Annotated in this window: 14 protein-coding genes; 12 read left to right on the forward strand and 2 right to left on the reverse strand. The window is 60.5% G+C overall.

Going from position 1 to position 15064, the window contains the following annotated elements; genetic code table 11:
- Positions 1 to 149: 149 nt before the first annotated feature.
- Positions 150 to 1784, forward strand: coding sequence for a SulP family inorganic anion transporter (locus tag ACR0I7_RS11310; protein WP_480511032.1), 1635 nt, complete (start codon positions 150 to 152; stop codon positions 1782 to 1784).
- 96 nt (positions 1785 to 1880) lie between these two features.
- Here the strand turns inward: ACR0I7_RS11310 and ACR0I7_RS11315 are convergent, their stop codons facing one another.
- The gene (locus ACR0I7_RS11315) at positions 1881 to 2486 is read right to left on the reverse strand and encodes a flavin reductase family protein (RefSeq protein WP_480511034.1); all 606 of its coding nucleotides are present in this window, start codon (positions 2484 to 2486) and stop codon (positions 1881 to 1883) included.
- Between the two features lie 61 nt (positions 2487 to 2547).
- Here ACR0I7_RS11315 and ACR0I7_RS11320 point away from each other — a divergent pair, with 61 nt between their 5' ends.
- The 5 genes from ACR0I7_RS11320 (at position 2548) to ACR0I7_RS11340 (ending at position 5617) form a co-directional block, all read left to right on the forward strand.
- On the forward strand, positions 2548 to 3054 hold the full coding sequence (locus ACR0I7_RS11320) for a GNAT family N-acetyltransferase (RefSeq protein ID WP_480511173.1): 507 nt from the start codon (positions 2548 to 2550) through the stop codon (positions 3052 to 3054).
- A 53-nt stretch (positions 3055 to 3107) separates the two neighbouring features.
- A complete protein-coding gene (locus ACR0I7_RS11325; protein WP_480511036.1) occupies positions 3108 to 3857 on the forward strand; it encodes an EcsC family protein in 750 nt (249 codons plus the stop codon).
- A gap of 128 nt (positions 3858 to 3985) precedes the next feature.
- Positions 3986 to 4468 carry an NUDIX hydrolase gene (locus tag ACR0I7_RS11330; RefSeq protein ID WP_480511038.1) on the forward strand — a complete coding sequence of 161 codons (483 nt, stop codon included), beginning with the start codon at positions 3986 to 3988 and terminating at the stop codon, positions 4466 to 4468.
- Positions 4469 to 4519: 51 nt separating this feature from the next.
- The gene (locus ACR0I7_RS11335; protein ID WP_480511040.1) at positions 4520 to 4975 is read left to right on the forward strand and encodes a DUF1178 family protein; all 456 of its coding nucleotides are present in this window, start codon (positions 4520 to 4522) and stop codon (positions 4973 to 4975) included.
- 3 nt (positions 4976 to 4978) lie between these two features.
- A complete protein-coding gene (locus tag ACR0I7_RS11340) occupies positions 4979 to 5617 on the forward strand; it encodes an SDR family NAD(P)-dependent oxidoreductase (RefSeq protein WP_480511042.1) in 639 nt (212 codons plus the stop codon).
- On the opposite strand, the gene ACR0I7_RS11345 is transcribed toward ACR0I7_RS11340, so the two are convergent.
- Positions 5611 to 5967 carry a hypothetical protein gene (locus ACR0I7_RS11345; protein ID WP_480511044.1) on the reverse strand — a complete coding sequence of 119 codons (357 nt, stop codon included), beginning with the start codon at positions 5965 to 5967 and terminating at the stop codon, positions 5611 to 5613. The genes ACR0I7_RS11340 and ACR0I7_RS11345 overlap by 7 nt on opposite strands.
- Positions 5968 to 6122: 155 nt before the next feature.
- Between ACR0I7_RS11345 and ACR0I7_RS11350 the strand changes: the two genes are divergently transcribed.
- The 6 genes from ACR0I7_RS11350 (at position 6123) to ACR0I7_RS11375 (ending at position 14966) form a co-directional block, all read left to right on the forward strand.
- Positions 6123 to 7361 carry an aspartate kinase gene (locus ACR0I7_RS11350; RefSeq protein ID WP_480511046.1) on the forward strand — a complete coding sequence of 413 codons (1239 nt, stop codon included), beginning with the start codon at positions 6123 to 6125 and terminating at the stop codon, positions 7359 to 7361.
- Between the two features lie 46 nt (positions 7362 to 7407).
- The gene (ptsP, locus tag ACR0I7_RS11355; RefSeq protein WP_480511049.1) at positions 7408 to 9651 is read left to right on the forward strand and encodes a phosphoenolpyruvate--protein phosphotransferase; all 2244 of its coding nucleotides are present in this window, start codon (positions 7408 to 7410) and stop codon (positions 9649 to 9651) included.
- Positions 9652 to 9824: 173 nt separating this feature from the next.
- Positions 9825 to 11270, forward strand: coding sequence for a glucose-6-phosphate dehydrogenase (gene zwf / locus ACR0I7_RS11360; RefSeq protein ID WP_480511050.1), 1446 nt, complete (start codon positions 9825 to 9827; stop codon positions 11268 to 11270).
- A 2-nt stretch (positions 11271 to 11272) separates the two neighbouring features.
- On the forward strand, positions 11273 to 13078 hold the full coding sequence (gene edd / locus ACR0I7_RS11365; protein WP_480511052.1) for a phosphogluconate dehydratase: 1806 nt from the start codon (positions 11273 to 11275) through the stop codon (positions 13076 to 13078).
- 3 nt (positions 13079 to 13081) lie between these two features.
- Positions 13082 to 13714, forward strand: a complete 633-nt coding sequence (locus tag ACR0I7_RS11370; protein ID WP_480511054.1) for a bifunctional 4-hydroxy-2-oxoglutarate aldolase/2-dehydro-3-deoxy-phosphogluconate aldolase — start codon at positions 13082 to 13084, stop codon at positions 13712 to 13714.
- 55 nt (positions 13715 to 13769) lie between these two features.
- The gene (locus ACR0I7_RS11375; RefSeq protein WP_480511055.1) at positions 13770 to 14966 is read left to right on the forward strand and encodes a pyridoxal-phosphate-dependent aminotransferase family protein; all 1197 of its coding nucleotides are present in this window, start codon (positions 13770 to 13772) and stop codon (positions 14964 to 14966) included.
- Positions 14967 to 15064 lie beyond the last annotated feature (98 nt).

Below are 15064 nucleotides of genomic sequence, written 5' to 3' on the forward strand. Positions count from 1 at the left end.
GGCGGCGGGGGTCTTCAAGTCACGTTGTCGAGAGAGGCAAGCTATGCGCTTGCAGCATGGCTGCCTCCCGCCTAACGCAGTAGCTCGTGCGGGGGAACACAGGTAAAAGACCCCTTTCGCGCGAACATATGAACCCACAGGACTGTCCAATGCCCCGAGCCTTGCTGGCAAGCTTTGCCAATCGCCTAGCCATACCCGACCTGCGCTGGATGCCGGACGAGGGGCTGACCGTATCGCGCTTGCGCATCGAACTGTTGTCGGGTCTCACCGTCGCGCTGGCCCTTGTGCCCGAGGCTGTGGCCTTTGCCTTTGTGGCCGGTGTGCATCCGCTGGTGGGGCTCTACGCGGCCTTTATGGTGGGGCTGATCACTGCGCTGATTGGCGGGCGTCCGGGTATGATTTCGGGCGCGACCGGTGCGCTGGCTGTGGTCATGGTGGCGCTAGTTGCACAGCACGGTGTGGAATACCTGTTTGCGACCGTGGTTTTGATGGGCATCCTGCAGGTTATTGCTGGGGCCATGCATTGGGGCCGCTTTATCCGTCTGGTGCCGCATCCGGTGATGCTGGGCTTTGTAAACGGTCTGGCTATTGTGATTTTCCTTGCCCAGTTGGGGCAGTTCAAAGTGCCCGGTTCCATGGAGAACACCGGCCATGGTATGGGTGGCGGAGAATGGTTGTCCGGCATGCAGCTTTATACCATGCTGGGTCTTGTGGCGCTGACGATGGCGGTGATCTGGATCATGCCGCGCCTGACCCGTATCGTGCCTGCGCCGCTGGCTGGGATCGTTGTGGTTGCAGCGCTGGTGATTGGCATGGGGCTGGACGTGCCGCGTGTGGGCGATCTGGCCTCGATCGAGGGTGGCCTGCCGTCCTTCCACATCCCGATGGTGCCGCTGACTTGGGAAACTTTTCAGATTATACTGCCCTATGCCGTTATTCTGGCCGCGATTGGCCTGATTGAATCGCTGCTAACGCTGAACCTTGTGGGTGAGATCACCGGCAAACGCGGCGGTGCTTCGCAAGAATGTATCGCTCAGGGCGTGTCCAACGTGGCCACCGGCTTTTTCGGCGGCATGGGCGGTTGCGCGATGATCGGTCAGTCGATGATCAACGTGAAATCGGGCGGACGCACCCGCGTCGCTGGGATTGCGGCCGCGCTTTTCCTGCTGGTCTTTATCCTGTTCGCGGCCCCGCTGATCGAACAGATCCCGCTGGCCGCGCTGGTGGGCGTGATGTTCATGGTTGTGATCGGGACCTTCGCCTGGAACTCGTTCAACATCATGCGCAAGGTGCCGATGATGGATGCATTCGTCATCGTGCTGGTCACCGTGGTCACGGTGATGGAGGACCTCGCGGTTGCCGTTGTCGTCGGTGTGATTGTCTCGGCGCTGGCCTATGCCTGGAACAACGCCAAACGTATCCACGCGATCACGCGCGAGTCTGAGACCGAAAAAGGCGCGAAGGTTTATGAAATTCAGGGCCCGCTGTTCTTCGGTTCGTCCGAGGGGTTCATCGAGCTGTTTGACGTGGCAAACGACCCCGAAACCGTCATCGTCGATTTCGCCGAAAGCCGCGTTGTCGACCAATCGGCCCTGCAGGCCATCGAAAACATCGCAGGTAAATACGAGGTCGCAGGCAAGCGCGTCATGCTGCGCCACCTCAGCCGCGATTGCCACAGGTTGCTGAACAAAGCAGGCCACCTGATGGTCGATAGCGACGACGACCCCGATTATGGTCTGGCCGTCGACTATTCTGTGCGCACCGGTATTCTGGGCGGGCATTAATTCCAAAAGGGCGGCCTTGTGGGGCCGCCTTTTTTTCTGATCGGCTGATGGCTTTAAGCGCTCTGGGTCATCCAGACAGAGCAACCGATGATCTCGTCAGTCATCAGGTCGCGTCAGGCTGAACAATTCAGTCACGACCGAGTAGTCCCGATATCCAAGCCGTGCCAGCGGTTGGAAGGATGTCACGTCAAACTTGCCATCGCGGATATGATCGTCCTGTAGATGAACGCCCGTGACCTCACCAAACACGGCCCGGTTGGCTTCTCCCGGCAGGGTGACAATCTGGGTCAGCTTGCATTCAAGCGCCGCGGGCGCGCCCTTGATCCGGGCGCAGGGGATCGTTTCACACTCAACCGGTGTCAGCCCCGCGTGGTCGAACTCGTCTATATGTTTGGGCAGCCCCTCCGAGCTTGCATTCATCGCGTCGCGATGGGCATAGCCTACGACATTGACGCAGAACACGCCCGTCGCCTCGATATTCGCGATGCTGTCCTTGCCGCTATCCTGATCCTGCTTGCTGCCGGTTGAGGCAAACATCACCTGCGGCGGGGTGTAGGCGACGCCGTTGAAAAAGGAATAAGGGGCCAGATTGTTGATCCCATCCGCGTCGCGTGTCGAAATCCAGCCGATAGGGCGTGGCGTGATGATGGCGTTAAACGGATTGTGCGGCAGGCCATGGCCGTCTTCGGGTCGATAGAACATCTTATCTCCAAGCGTTTGCCCAAGACGTAGCGAAGTGCTAGGGCGGATGCCAGCAAGGAAAATGAGGGCAGGGGTGCAGCAGTTCAGTATCAGGCCGGAAGAGCCCGACGACTGGTGGGAGGTCGAGGCGCTCTATGACCTCTGCTTTGCGCCGGGGCGTGAGGCGCTGTCGTCCTATCGGCTGCGGGATGATGTGCCACCGGTGGCGGGCTTGTCGCAGGTGGCGCGGGACGGGCAGGGTATCCTGGCCGGTGCCATCCGCTTCTGGCCGGTCCATATCGGCAATCACGACGCGCTGCTGCTGGGCCCTGTGGCCGTGCACCCGACCCATCAGGGTGAGGGGCTGGGCGGATACCTGATCCACGAAGGGGTTGAAACTGGTCGCCGCAAGGGCTGGGATCGGGTGATGCTGGTGGGCGACGCCCCCTATTACGCGCGATTTGGGTTCACGCGTTTGCACGGGGTCGAGATGCCGCCACCCACCAACCCCGAGCGTATTCTGGGCATGGAACTGGCCGACGCCGCGTGGGCCGGGATTGCTGGCCTCGTCACCCGCTGGACCCGCTGACCTATTGAAATACCGCCGTCAGGTGCCAATGTTTCAATATCAGGAGGACCCGCATGCAAGACGTTGTTCTGATCGAGAAAATTGATGCAGAGGCCGAACTGGATCGGTTGGCCGCGCACTACCGGTCGGCAGGCGGAACAGGGGTCAAGCTGCTGAACCGATTGGGCGGATCAGCGGAGTCGCTGTTGGACACGCTGCCCGAACCGGTGCGCCTGGGCCTGACCGATGCCACGGAACAGGCGCTTTGGCTGGCCACACATGCCGCGCAGGGCAGCAGGCAGGCGATCCCGGACCAAAAACCATGGGTCAACACCGCCGTGACAACCGCTATGGGGGCTGCTGGCGGGTTGGGGGGGGTCTCGACCGCGCTGATAGAACTGCCTGCCACAACGGCCATGCTGCTGCGCGCGATTCAGGGCGCGGCGGCAAGCGAAGGCTTTGATCCGGCAGAAGAAAACGTCAAATTCGACTGTATCCGTGTCTTATCCGCAGCAGGACCGATGTCCCATGATGATGGGGCTGACCTAGGATTTTTCTCGGTTCGGTTGACCCTGACCGGCCCGGCGATGCAAAAAATGATCACTATGGTTGCCCCGCGCCTTTCGGTTGTCTTGGGGCAGAAGCTGGCGGCGCAATCGGTACCTCTGTTGGGGGCGCTTGCTGGGGGTGGTACGAATTTCGTCTATACCCGCTATTATCAGCAGGTGGCGCGGGTCCATTTCGGGCTGCGCCGACTGGCGATGGATGCCGATATTCCCCATGCCGATCTGGTGCAGCGCCTGTCGCAGCGTATGCTGCACTGATCCTCTTTGCGACGCCGGCTTGGCGCATCGCGCCATCTGTGGTATCCTTTGCCTATCAGCCCGATAAACAAAGAAAAATGGGCTGTTAAAACAGGCATTGATACCCGATTGAAAGGCGTGACGGCGTTATGAACGCAAGGCTTTCGCCACATATTTTGGCCAGCGCTGGGCAGCTTCCGGTTGCGTCCCAGTCGGCCGCTTTGTGTTACCGCATGACTGGCGATCAGCCAGAGGTGCTGTTGATCACCAAGCGCCGCTCCCGACGCTGGATCATCCCCAAGGGCTGGCTGATGGATGGACTCAGCCCGTCCGAGAGCGCGGCTCAGGAAGCCTGGGAAGAGGCCGGGGTCAGAGGGTCTTGCGCGGCCAACCGGCTAGGGCAGTTTTCATATATCAAACAACGCGCTGGCAAAGGGGCCAGGATGTGCCTGGTCGATGTATACCCCTTGCGGGTCGACCGCATCGCGTCTGAATTTCCGGAATGCGGCCAGCGATCCCGCAAATGGTGTCTGCCCGTTAAAGCAGCGCTGAGCGTGTCAGAGCCCGATCTTGCCGCACTATTGATGAGGTTTGATCCACATCCTAATCCAATGGCCACTGGAAAGACTTGATATTGCCATGCCGGTCGGTATCTATTTGCCAACCGGTCAATTGGACGACAGATGATTCAGTACGCTTTGAAATGTGACAACGGTCATGTATTTGACAGCTGGTTTCAGTCCGCAGATGCCTATGACAAGCTGGCATCGGCGGGTATGGTAACGTGCGCCGTCTGCGGCTCTGTCCATGTTGAAAAGGCGATCATGACGCCCCGGGTTCGCCCAGCGCGCAATGCCAAACCCGCAACCGAACCTGCGCCGCCGCAAAACAGCGAAATCGCGGTCGAGCCGCCCGCTGCGGATGTGGAAAAGGTTCTGGCCGAGCTGCGCCGCAAGGTCGAAGAGAATTCCGACTATGTGGGCAAGAATTTTGCCGCCGAGGCACGCAAGATGCATCTGGGTGACGCACAGGACCGACCGATTTATGGCGAGGCCAAGCTTGAAGAAGCCAAGGCGCTGATCGAAGACGGCGTGCCCGTCGCGCCGCTGCCGTTTATTCCAACCCGCAAAACGAACTGACCGGTGCATGTTGTCATCACCGGGGCTGGCCGTGGCATAGGACGATCCCTGGCGGACTACTATCGCGCGCAAGATCACAGCGTCACCGGAACCGCACGTGACGGCACTGCGCAGGTGGCTCTCGATGTCACCGACCCGGAGCAGCACAAGGCCATGGCTGCGCGTCTTGCCGGCCAGCCGGTTGATCTGCTTATCTGCAACGCTGGTGTCTATCTGGACAAAGGGCAGTCGATTGACGGTTACCCGGCCGAAATGTGGGCGCAAAGCTTTGCGATCAATGTGACCGGTGTCTTTCTTACGGTTCGGGCGCTGCTGCCCAATCTGCGGGCGGCGAAGGGCAAGGTTGCGATCCTGTCATCGCAGATGGCCTCGCATACGCATGCGCCGGGCGGCAGCTACATCTATCGCGCCTCCAAGGCGGCGGCGCTGAATTTGGGGCGCAACCTGGCAACGGATTTGCATGCAGACGGTATCGCGGTTGGTATCTACCATCCGGGCTGGGTGCAGACCGATATGGGTGGAGTGCGCGCTGATATCACCACCGCTCAGGCCGTCGCGGGCCTGAGCGAACGGTTCGCAGTGCTCGGCCCTGAAAACACCGGATGTTTCGAGACCTGGGACGGCCGTCCGCACGCCTATTGAGTGTTCAATGCCGCTGTCGGGATCTCGTAGATCTCGCCCGGATCGATGAAAATCACCATCAGGTCGCCGCGCGTTTCATGAGTCAGTTTTGACGCTGAACTGCTGGAACTTGGCAAGCCATCAATAAAGTAGATGCTGCGCACCGTACCGGTTGGTAACGCCACTGCCAATGTCGCGGTGCCATCGTCGTGGCGGCGCAATTCGGCATTGCAGCTTTGCAGCGGATCGCCCGCCAAAGCGGCACAGGGCACAGTGCCAAGAGCGTTTTTTCCATCGGTTGCGGTCAGCGATGCAACCTGTGCAGTTGCTGATGTCGATATCATTGCGACGGCGAAAGCGTAACGGAGCATCGTAAACCTCTTGGTGCAAATTGTTGGATTTACGCTGACACTCCGGCCTGACATTGTAAAGCCGGGCTTTCGCGTGGTTGCCCACTTGCTCTTGCACGTCCCCTCGCATAAGACGCACGGGATCAGAATTCCAAGGCGCGGAGACAACAGCCCCCATGCCCGTACTCGTGATGAAATTCGGCGGCACATCCGTCGCCAACCTGGACCGCATCCGCCGTGCTGCCAAACGCATCGGTGTTGAGGTGGCCAAAGGCTATGATGTCATTGTGATTGTGTCGGCCATGTCGGGCAAGACCAACGAACTGGTTGGCTGGGTCGATGAGATCTCGCCGCTCTATGATGCCCGTGAATATGATGCGGTGGTGTCGTCGGGTGAAAATGTGACTGCTGGGCTGATGTCCCTGACGCTGCAGCAGATGGATATCCCTGCACGCAGCTGGCAGGGTTGGCAGGTGCCTTTGATCACCAACGGCGCGCATTCATCGGCGCGGATCGAAGAGATCCCGACCGATAATATCAACCAGAAATTCGGCGAAGGCATGAAAGTTGCCGTTGTGGCCGGTTTCCAGGGCATCAGCCCTGAGGGCCGCATCACAACGCTGGGCCGGGGCGGGTCAGATACCACCGCCGTAGCATTTGCCGCAGCCTTCGAAGCCGAGCGCTGCGACATCTACACGGATGTGGATGGGGTCTATACCACGGACCCGCGCATCTGCGACAAGGCGCGCAAGCTTGAAAAGATTTCGTTCGAGGAAATGCTCGAACTCGCCTCGCTGGGCGCCAAGGTGCTGCAAACCCGCTCGGTCGAGCTGGCGATGCGCTACAAGGTGCGTCTGCGAGTGCTGTCCAGTTTCGAAGAACAATCCGACAATGCGGGCACATTGGTCTGCGACGAGGAGGATATCATGGAATCCAACGTAGTGGCCGGTGTGGCCTATTCCCGCGACGAAGCCAAAATGACCGTGGTCTCTGTGGCCGACCGTCCGGGCATCGCGTCGATCATCTTCAGCGCGCTCAGCGAAGAGGGTGTGAATGTGGATATGATCGTCCAGAACATTTCGGACGAAGGGCGCACCGACATGACCTTTTCGTGCCCCACCAATCAGGTGGCGCGCGCCGAACAGGCGCTGCTGGCAATCAAGGAAAAAGGCGATCTGAACTATGCCGACCTGGTTGCGGACGAAGACGTCTGCAAAGTCTCTGTCGTGGGCATCGGCATGCGTTCGCAATCGGGTGTGGCGGCAAAAATGTTCAAGGTTCTCTCGGATGAGGGGATCAACATCAAGGTCATCACAACCTCCGAGATCAAAATTTCCGTCCTTGTCGACAGGAAATACATGGAACTTGCTGTTCAGGCACTGCATGATGCCTTTGAATTGGACAAGGCGGCCTGAGCTGATCGGCCAAGGGTCACGTCTGACACCGTAATTTGGTTGGGCCATGGCAGACGGCACCGAAACAGAATCCCGCAAGCTGCTGGGGCGGCTGCGCGAAGAGATGGCCAGCGAGGCCGCTGGTCAGGAACGTCTTGACCGGATTACGCACTTGATTGCGGACAGCATCCGGGCCGAGGTCTGCTCGATCTACCTGTTCCGGGATCAGGACACGTTGGAACTGTGCGCAACCGAAGGTCTGTCACCCGAAGCGGTGCATCAGACCCGGATGCGTATGGGCGAGGGGCTGGTGGGCCGCGTCGCTAAAAGCGGCAAGGTGGTCAACACAGCCGATGCGCCATCGGCCAAGGGCTTCCGCTATATGCCGGAAACGGGCGAAGAACGGTTTTCCTCGTTCCTTGGCGTTCCGGTGCAGCGGCTTGGCGAAAAACTGGGTGTGCTGGTTGTCCAGTCACGCGACGCGCGCGAGTTTTCAGCGGATGAGGTCTATGCGCTGGAGGTTGTTGCCATGGTTCTGGCCGAAATGGCCGAGCTGGGCGCATTTGTCGGCGAAGGCGCTGCGCTGTCGCCCCTGCACCAGCAATCGGTACAGCTGAGCGGTGGCCCCGCGCAGGAGGGGGCAGCCGAAGGCCATGTCTGGCTGCACGAACCCCGCGTTGTCGTTACAAATCCGATTGCCGAAGACCCGCATCGCGAACGCGAGCGTCTGGTTGATGCGGTCGAAGAGCTGCGCGTGGGTGTCGATAAGATGCTTGAGATCTCGCAGAACGGCGACAAGGAACAGCTGAAGGTTCTCGAAGCCTACCGGATGTTCGCCAATTCCAAGGGCTGGATGCGCCGCATGGAAGAGGACATCGCCCTGGGCCTCAGCGCCGAAGCCGCAGTGGAGAAAGAACAGTCGCAAGCCCGCGCCCGTATGGAGCAGGTCACCGACCCCTATCTGCGCGAACGGCTGGCTGATCTGGATGACCTCAGTAACCGGCTGTTGCGCATCCTGACGGGGCAGGGGGCAACTGACGCCGCTGATCTGCCGCCTGACCCGATTCTGATCGCCCGCAATATCGGCCCCGGCGATCTACTGGAATATGGCCGCTCGCTGAAAGGCATCGTCCTTGAGGAAGGCTCGGTCGGCAGCCACGCGACGATTGTTGCCCGTGCCCTTGCCATCCCGCTTGTGGTGCATGTGGGCCGGATCACGACTGAGGCACTGAACGGAGACCATATTCTGGTCGACGGGGACGAAGGTATTGTTCACCTGCGCCCCGAAGATACCGTGGTCACTGCATTTCGCGATAAGGTCGCGATGCAGGCCAAGGCGCAGGAACGCTATGCCTCGATCCGGGAAACGCCGACAGTTACGCAGGACGGTGCGCAGATCAATCTTGTGATGAATGCGGGCCTGATGGCCGATCTGCCGTCGCTTGGAAACTCTGGGGCCGAAGGGGTGGGCCTGTTCCGCACCGAATTGCAGTTTTTGGTGCGCAACCAGATGCCCAAACGGTCCGAGCTTGTCAGCCAGTACAAGCGTGTTCTCGACGCCGCACAGGGCAAGCGGGTGGTGTTCCGCACGCTCGATATCGGCTCGGACAAGGTGCTGCCTTATATGAAACATGTGGCGGAACCGAACCCGGCCCTTGGCTGGCGTGCGATCCGGGTCGGTCTGGATAAACGCGGCGTCATGCGCATGCAGTTGCAGGCCCTGTTGCGCGCCGCAGATGGTCGCCCGCTGACCATCATGTTCCCCTTCGTTGCGCAGGCCGAAGAATATCGCGAGGCTCGCTGGGAGGTGAATAAAACCATCGAGCGCGAAAGGCGGCTGGGCCATCTCCTGCCCGAGTCGCTCGAGGTGGGCGCAATGCTGGAAACGCCATCATTGGCCTTTGCGCCGCAGAAATTCTTTGACGAGGTGGATTTCATCTCGATCGGCGGCAATGACCTGAAACAGTTCTTCTTTGCGGCCGACCGCGAAAACGAACTGGTGCGCCGCCGCTATGACACGCTGAATGTCAGCTTCCTCAGCTTTATCGAGCGGATCGTGGAACGTTGCAATATCTCGGACACCCCGCTCAGCTTTTGTGGCGAAGATGCGGGTCGCCCGGTTGAGGCACTGTGCCTTGCTGCGATGGGTATTCGCACATTGTCGATGCGCCCGGCCTCGATCGGTCCGGTCAAGAGTCTGCTGTTGCGGTCAAACCTGCAGGATGTTCGCAAGATCATTGCCGATGCCCGTCACCGCGGCGTACAGACCGTTCGCCCTGAGGTTATGGACTGGCTGCGTGAACAGGGGTGAGGTGCGGCCTGCAGGAATATGGGTCCGATGCAAATCAGCGCTTGATTTTCCAGCCGCGACTTTTTATTGAAACGGCGAATGTTAGCGATAACATGAGCCGGTATCTGCGCGTTTCCCATGTGCGAAGGCCGTCATGTTAAGATGGTCGCGATGAACTCGAAAGGAGCCGTGCGATGGTCTCACGCGTAATACCAGTCCATCCGTTTGATCTGGTGTTGTTCGGCGCAACCGGTGATCTGGCGCAGCGAAAGATCTTGCCGGGTCTGTATCACAGGTTCGAAGTAGGCCAGATGCCCGAAGATGCGCGCATCATTGCCACCGCTCGGTCCGAGATGGACGATGCGGGTTTCCGGGATCAAATTCGCGCCTCGATGCAGCAGTTTGCTCCGGAATTTGCACCGGATGTACTCGACCGTTTTCTGACGCGCGTTGAATATGTGCCTGTTGATGCGCTCGGGGATGCAGGGTGGAAAAAGCTCAGCAAATCCCTGCGCCCCGATGTCGTGCGCGCCTTTTATCTGTCGGTAGGTCCCAGCCTGTTTTCCGGCATTGCTCAGCGACTGCAGGATCACGGTCTTGCGACCCCCGACAGCAGGATTGTTGTCGAAAAACCGTTCGGCCATGACTTGGCTTCGGCCAAGGCGCTGAACGAAGGGCTGCGCGGCTGCTTTGAAGAACATCAGATTTACCGGATCGACCACTATCTGGGCAAGGAAACCGTGCAGAACCTGATGGCACTGCGCTTTGCTAATTCCCTTTTCGAGCCGCTGTGGAACGCAACCCATGTCGATCATGTACAGATTACTGTGGCAGAAACGGTTGGGGTCGAAGGGCGCGGGGCTTATTACGATCAGTCCGGCGCGATGCGCGACATGATCCAGAACCACTTGGTTCAGCTTCTGTGCCTCACCGCGATGGAGCCGCCGTCGAAATTCTCACCCAATTCGGTACGCGACGAAAAGGTCAAGGTGATCGAGGCGCTTGAACCGGTCGAGCAATCCGACATAGCGCGCGGTCAGTACCGGACAGATAAGGGCGGTGACGGATATCTGGACCACGTAGGCAACTCCGCCAGCCGTACCGAAAGCTTCATTGCGCTCAAGGTCCATCTGGGCAACTGGCGCTGGGCCGGGGTTCCGTTCTACCTGCGTACCGGTAAACGCTTGCGCGCGCGCGAATCCGAGATTGCGGTGTTCTTCCGCGACCCGCCGCACACGATCTTTCCCAATGTCGGTCCGCTACGTGGCAACGTGCTGGTGATCCGCCTGCAGCCCGATGAAGGCATCACTTTGCGCACCACGATCAAGGATCCGGGGCCGGGCGGGTTCCGCTTGTCTGATGTGTCGCTTGATATGAGTTTTGCTGACGCGCTGGGTGATGACGAGCAGGCACCGGACGCTTATGAGCGGCTGGTTATGGATGTCATTCGCGGCGACCAGACCCTGTTCATGCGCGGGGATGAGGCCGAGGCCGCCTGGGCCTGGGTCGACCCCATCATCCGCGGATGGGAAGAACGCGGCGACCGGCCCGCGCGCTACGATCAGGGCAGCTCAGGACCCGAAGAGGCCCTGATGCTGATGCATCGCGATGGGCGCCGCTGGCGTCAGATCGGAGGATAGTCATGCTCAACACAGTTATTGCCGACGTCACCAAACGTATTGTTGACCGCAGCGCCTCCTCACGCGGCCCGCATCTGGAACGGATGGAGCAGGCCAAATCCAAAGGTCCGGCCCGCGCGCATCTATCCTGCAGCGGTCAGGCCCATGCCTATGCCGGTGCGGGTGAGGATCAGGCTTCGATGGCCACAGGTACGGCGGGCAATCTGGGGATTGTCACCGCCTATAACGACATGCTGTCCGCGCACCAGCCGTTCGAGCAGTATCCTGCCCTGATCCGCGATGCGATCCGGGCGGCGGGTGGCACGGCTCAGGTCGCGGGCGGCGTGCCCGCCATGTGCGATGGCGTCACGCAGGGCGAGGCAGGGATGGAGCTGTCGCTGTTTTCCCGCGATGTGATTGCGCTGGCGACTGGTGTTGCGCTCAGCCACAACACCTATGACGCGGCTGTGTTTCTGGGGGTCTGCGACAAGATCGTGCCCGGTCTGGTCATCGGCGCACAGGCCTTTGGCCACCTGCCCGCAGTTTTCCTGCCCGCTGGCCCTATGACCAGTGGTTTGCCGAACGACGAAAAAGCCAAGATCCGCCAGAAATTCGCCGCCGGAGAGATTGGCCGCGATGAGTTGATGGCCGCTGAGATGGCCGCCTATCACGGCCCCGGCACCTGCACCTTTTACGGCACCGCCAACACCAACCAGATGCTGATGGAGTTCATGGGTCTGCACCTGCCGGGCTCAAGCTTTATCAACCCCAACACGCCCCTGCGCGATGCGTTGACCGAGGAAGGCGCGCGCCGGGCCCTGTCGCTCAGCGCGCTGGGCAATCACTATACTCCGGTCTGCCAGATTCTGGATGAAAGGGCCTTCGTCAATGGCATCGTCGGCCTGATGGCCACAGGCGGATCCACTAACCTTCTGATCCACCTGATCGCCATGGCACGAGCAGGTGGTATCGTGCTGGATTGGCAGGACTTTTCCGACATCTCCGCCGTGGTCCCGCTGGTTGCGCGGGTCTATCCCAACGGCTTGGCCGATGTGAATCATTTCCACGCCGCAGGCGGTCTGGGTTTCACGATCAGCACGCTGCTCGAGAACGGTTTGTTGCACCCTGACACGCTCACGGTTGCCGGGCAGGGCCTGCACAACTACACCAAAGAGCCCAAGCTGAAAAAGGGCGAACTGGTTTGGGAAGACGGCGCCGGCCACAGCCTTAACGACAAGATCGTGCGCCCGGCTCAGGACCCGTTCCAGCCCACGGGCGGGTTGTCGCGTCTGATCGGCAATCTGGGCACCGGCGTCATGAAAGTCTCGGCCGTTGCGCCTGAACATCAGGTGGTCGAGGCGCCCGTGCGCGTATTCCACGATCAGGACGCAGTCAAAGCCGCCTTCAAGGCCGGAGAGTTCACCGATGATATCATCGTGGTCGTCCGCTTTCAGGGCCCCAAGGCCAACGGTATGCCCGAACTGCATTCGCTGACCCCGATGCTGTCGATCCTGCAGGGGCGCGGGCAAAAGGTGGCGCTGGTCACAGACGGCCGCATGTCTGGCGCTTCCGGCAAGGTGCCCGCCGCGATCCACGTTGTCCCCGAGGCGCTGGACGGCGGCCCGATCGCCTGCTTGCAGGATGGGGATCTGCTGCGCGTGGATGCCGTAGAGGGCACGCTGGAAATTCTGACCCCTGGCGCCTTGGACCGGACCCCGGCAACCGCTGATCTGTCGGGCAATCAACACGGTGTCGGGCGCGATCTGTTTGGCGCTTTCCGCAACGCCGTTGGCTCGGCCGATGCGGGTGCCAGTATTTTTGGAGCATAAGTGATGTCAAAAACCCAACAGACGCGCGAAATCTGCGCGCTTGCACCCATTGTCCCGGTTCTGGTCGTTGATGATGCCGCACAGGCCCGTCCGCTGGCCGAGGCACTGGTCGCAGGCGGGTTGCCTGCGCTTGAGGTCACTCTGCGCACTCCCGCCGCGCTGGATGCCATCCGCGCTATGGCCGATGTGCCGGGCGGTGTTGTCGGCGCAGGGACGCTGGTCACGCCCGAAGATGTCCGTGCTGCCAAGGCCGCCGGCGCGCAGTTCGGCGTATCACCAGGCGCGACCGATGCCCTGATTGCAGCTTGTGAGGCAGAAGGCTTACCCCTGCTGCCCGGCGCGGCAACCGCCAGCGAGGCGATGGCTCTGTTGGAAAAGGGCTATGATATGCTGAAATTCTTCCCTGCCGAGGCCTCAGGCGGTGCTCCTGCACTCAAGGCCATCGGGGCGCCGCTGCCGCAGATTAGCTTCTGTCCGACCGGTGGTGTCTCACCGGCGAACGCCATGGATTATCTCTCGTTGTCCAACGTCATCTGCGCGGGCGGCAGCTGGGTCGCTCCGAAACAGTTGGTGAGCCAGGGCGACTGGGCCGGCATCGAAGAACTCGCGCGCGATGCGGCTGCTCTGACGGATTGACGCGGCATCACTGCGCGCTAGGGTAGGCGGCAATTCAGACAGGTTGACCTACCATATGACGCAAAAAACGACTTTGTCGCAGGGGCGCGGATATCTTGCTATTCCCGGCCCTTCGGTGATCCCTGATGTGGTGCTGCAGGCCATGCACCGCCCCTCGCCCAATATCTACGCGGGCGAATTGGTTGATATGATGCCGCAACTGGTCGACGATCTGTTGCGTGTTGCGGGGACACGCCACGACGTCGCCATTTACATCTCAAACGGCCACGGCGCGTGGGAGGCCGCCCTGTCCAATGTGATCGCCCCGGGCGAAACTGTCCTTGCTCCGGCCTCGGGCCGGTTTACCCATGGATGGGGCGAGATGGCCGAACGTCTTGGCGCATCCGTCGAGGTGATCGATTTCGGCATGTCCGCCCCATGGGATATCGACCGCATCGCCGAGGCGCTGACGGCCGACACCGATCACCGGATCAAGGCTGTTCTTGCCGTACATGTCGACACGTCAAGCTCGGTTCGCAACGACATTCCGGCATTGCGGGCGCTGTTGGATGACCTCGACCATCCGGCTCTGCTGATGGCCGACTGCATCGCCTCGTTGGGATGCGATAGGTTCCAGATGGATGCCTGGGGCGTCGATGTGATGGTCACCGCCTGCCAAAAGGGCCTGATGACCCCCGCAGGCATGTCCTTTGTCTTTTTTAACGATAAGGCCCAGGCCAAACGGGCCACCATGCCGCGCGTTTCAGGATATTGGGACTGGGTCCCGCGCAGCCAGCCGGACTGGTTCTACCAATATTTCGGCGGCACCGCGCCGACCCACCATATCTACGGCCTGCGCGCCGCGTTGGATTTGATCCACGCCGAGGGGCTGGAACATGTTTGGGCTCGCCATGAGAGGCTGGCCAAAGCCGTCTGGGCCGCCTGTGAGGTTTGGGCCGAAGGTGGCGCTCTGCACCTAAATGTCGCCGACCGGGCCCATCGCAGCCATGCCGTGACCGCGCTGCGCCTGACCGAGGGGCGCGGAACATCGCTGCGCGCTTATTGCGAGGCCCATCTTGGCCTGACGCTGGGCATCGGGCTGGGGATGGAGGATCAGGATGGGTGTTTCCGCCTTGGCCATATGGGTCACGTGAATGGTCAGATGATCATGGCGCTGCTGGGCGGCATCGAGACAGGCCTGGCCGCATTGAACATCCCGCGGGGGCAGGGCGCGCTTGAGGTCGCCGCAGGTGCTTTGGCGGCAACCGAATAATTCGGCGTCGGTTCGTTGTCCGAGCGCATCCACAAAGGATATTGGCCAGTTATGTTTTGCCAGTTGGGGCAGAGTTTTTTGAAGTATCTTTGTGTCGA

The organism is Ruegeria sp. AM1 (assembly GCF_056540745.1).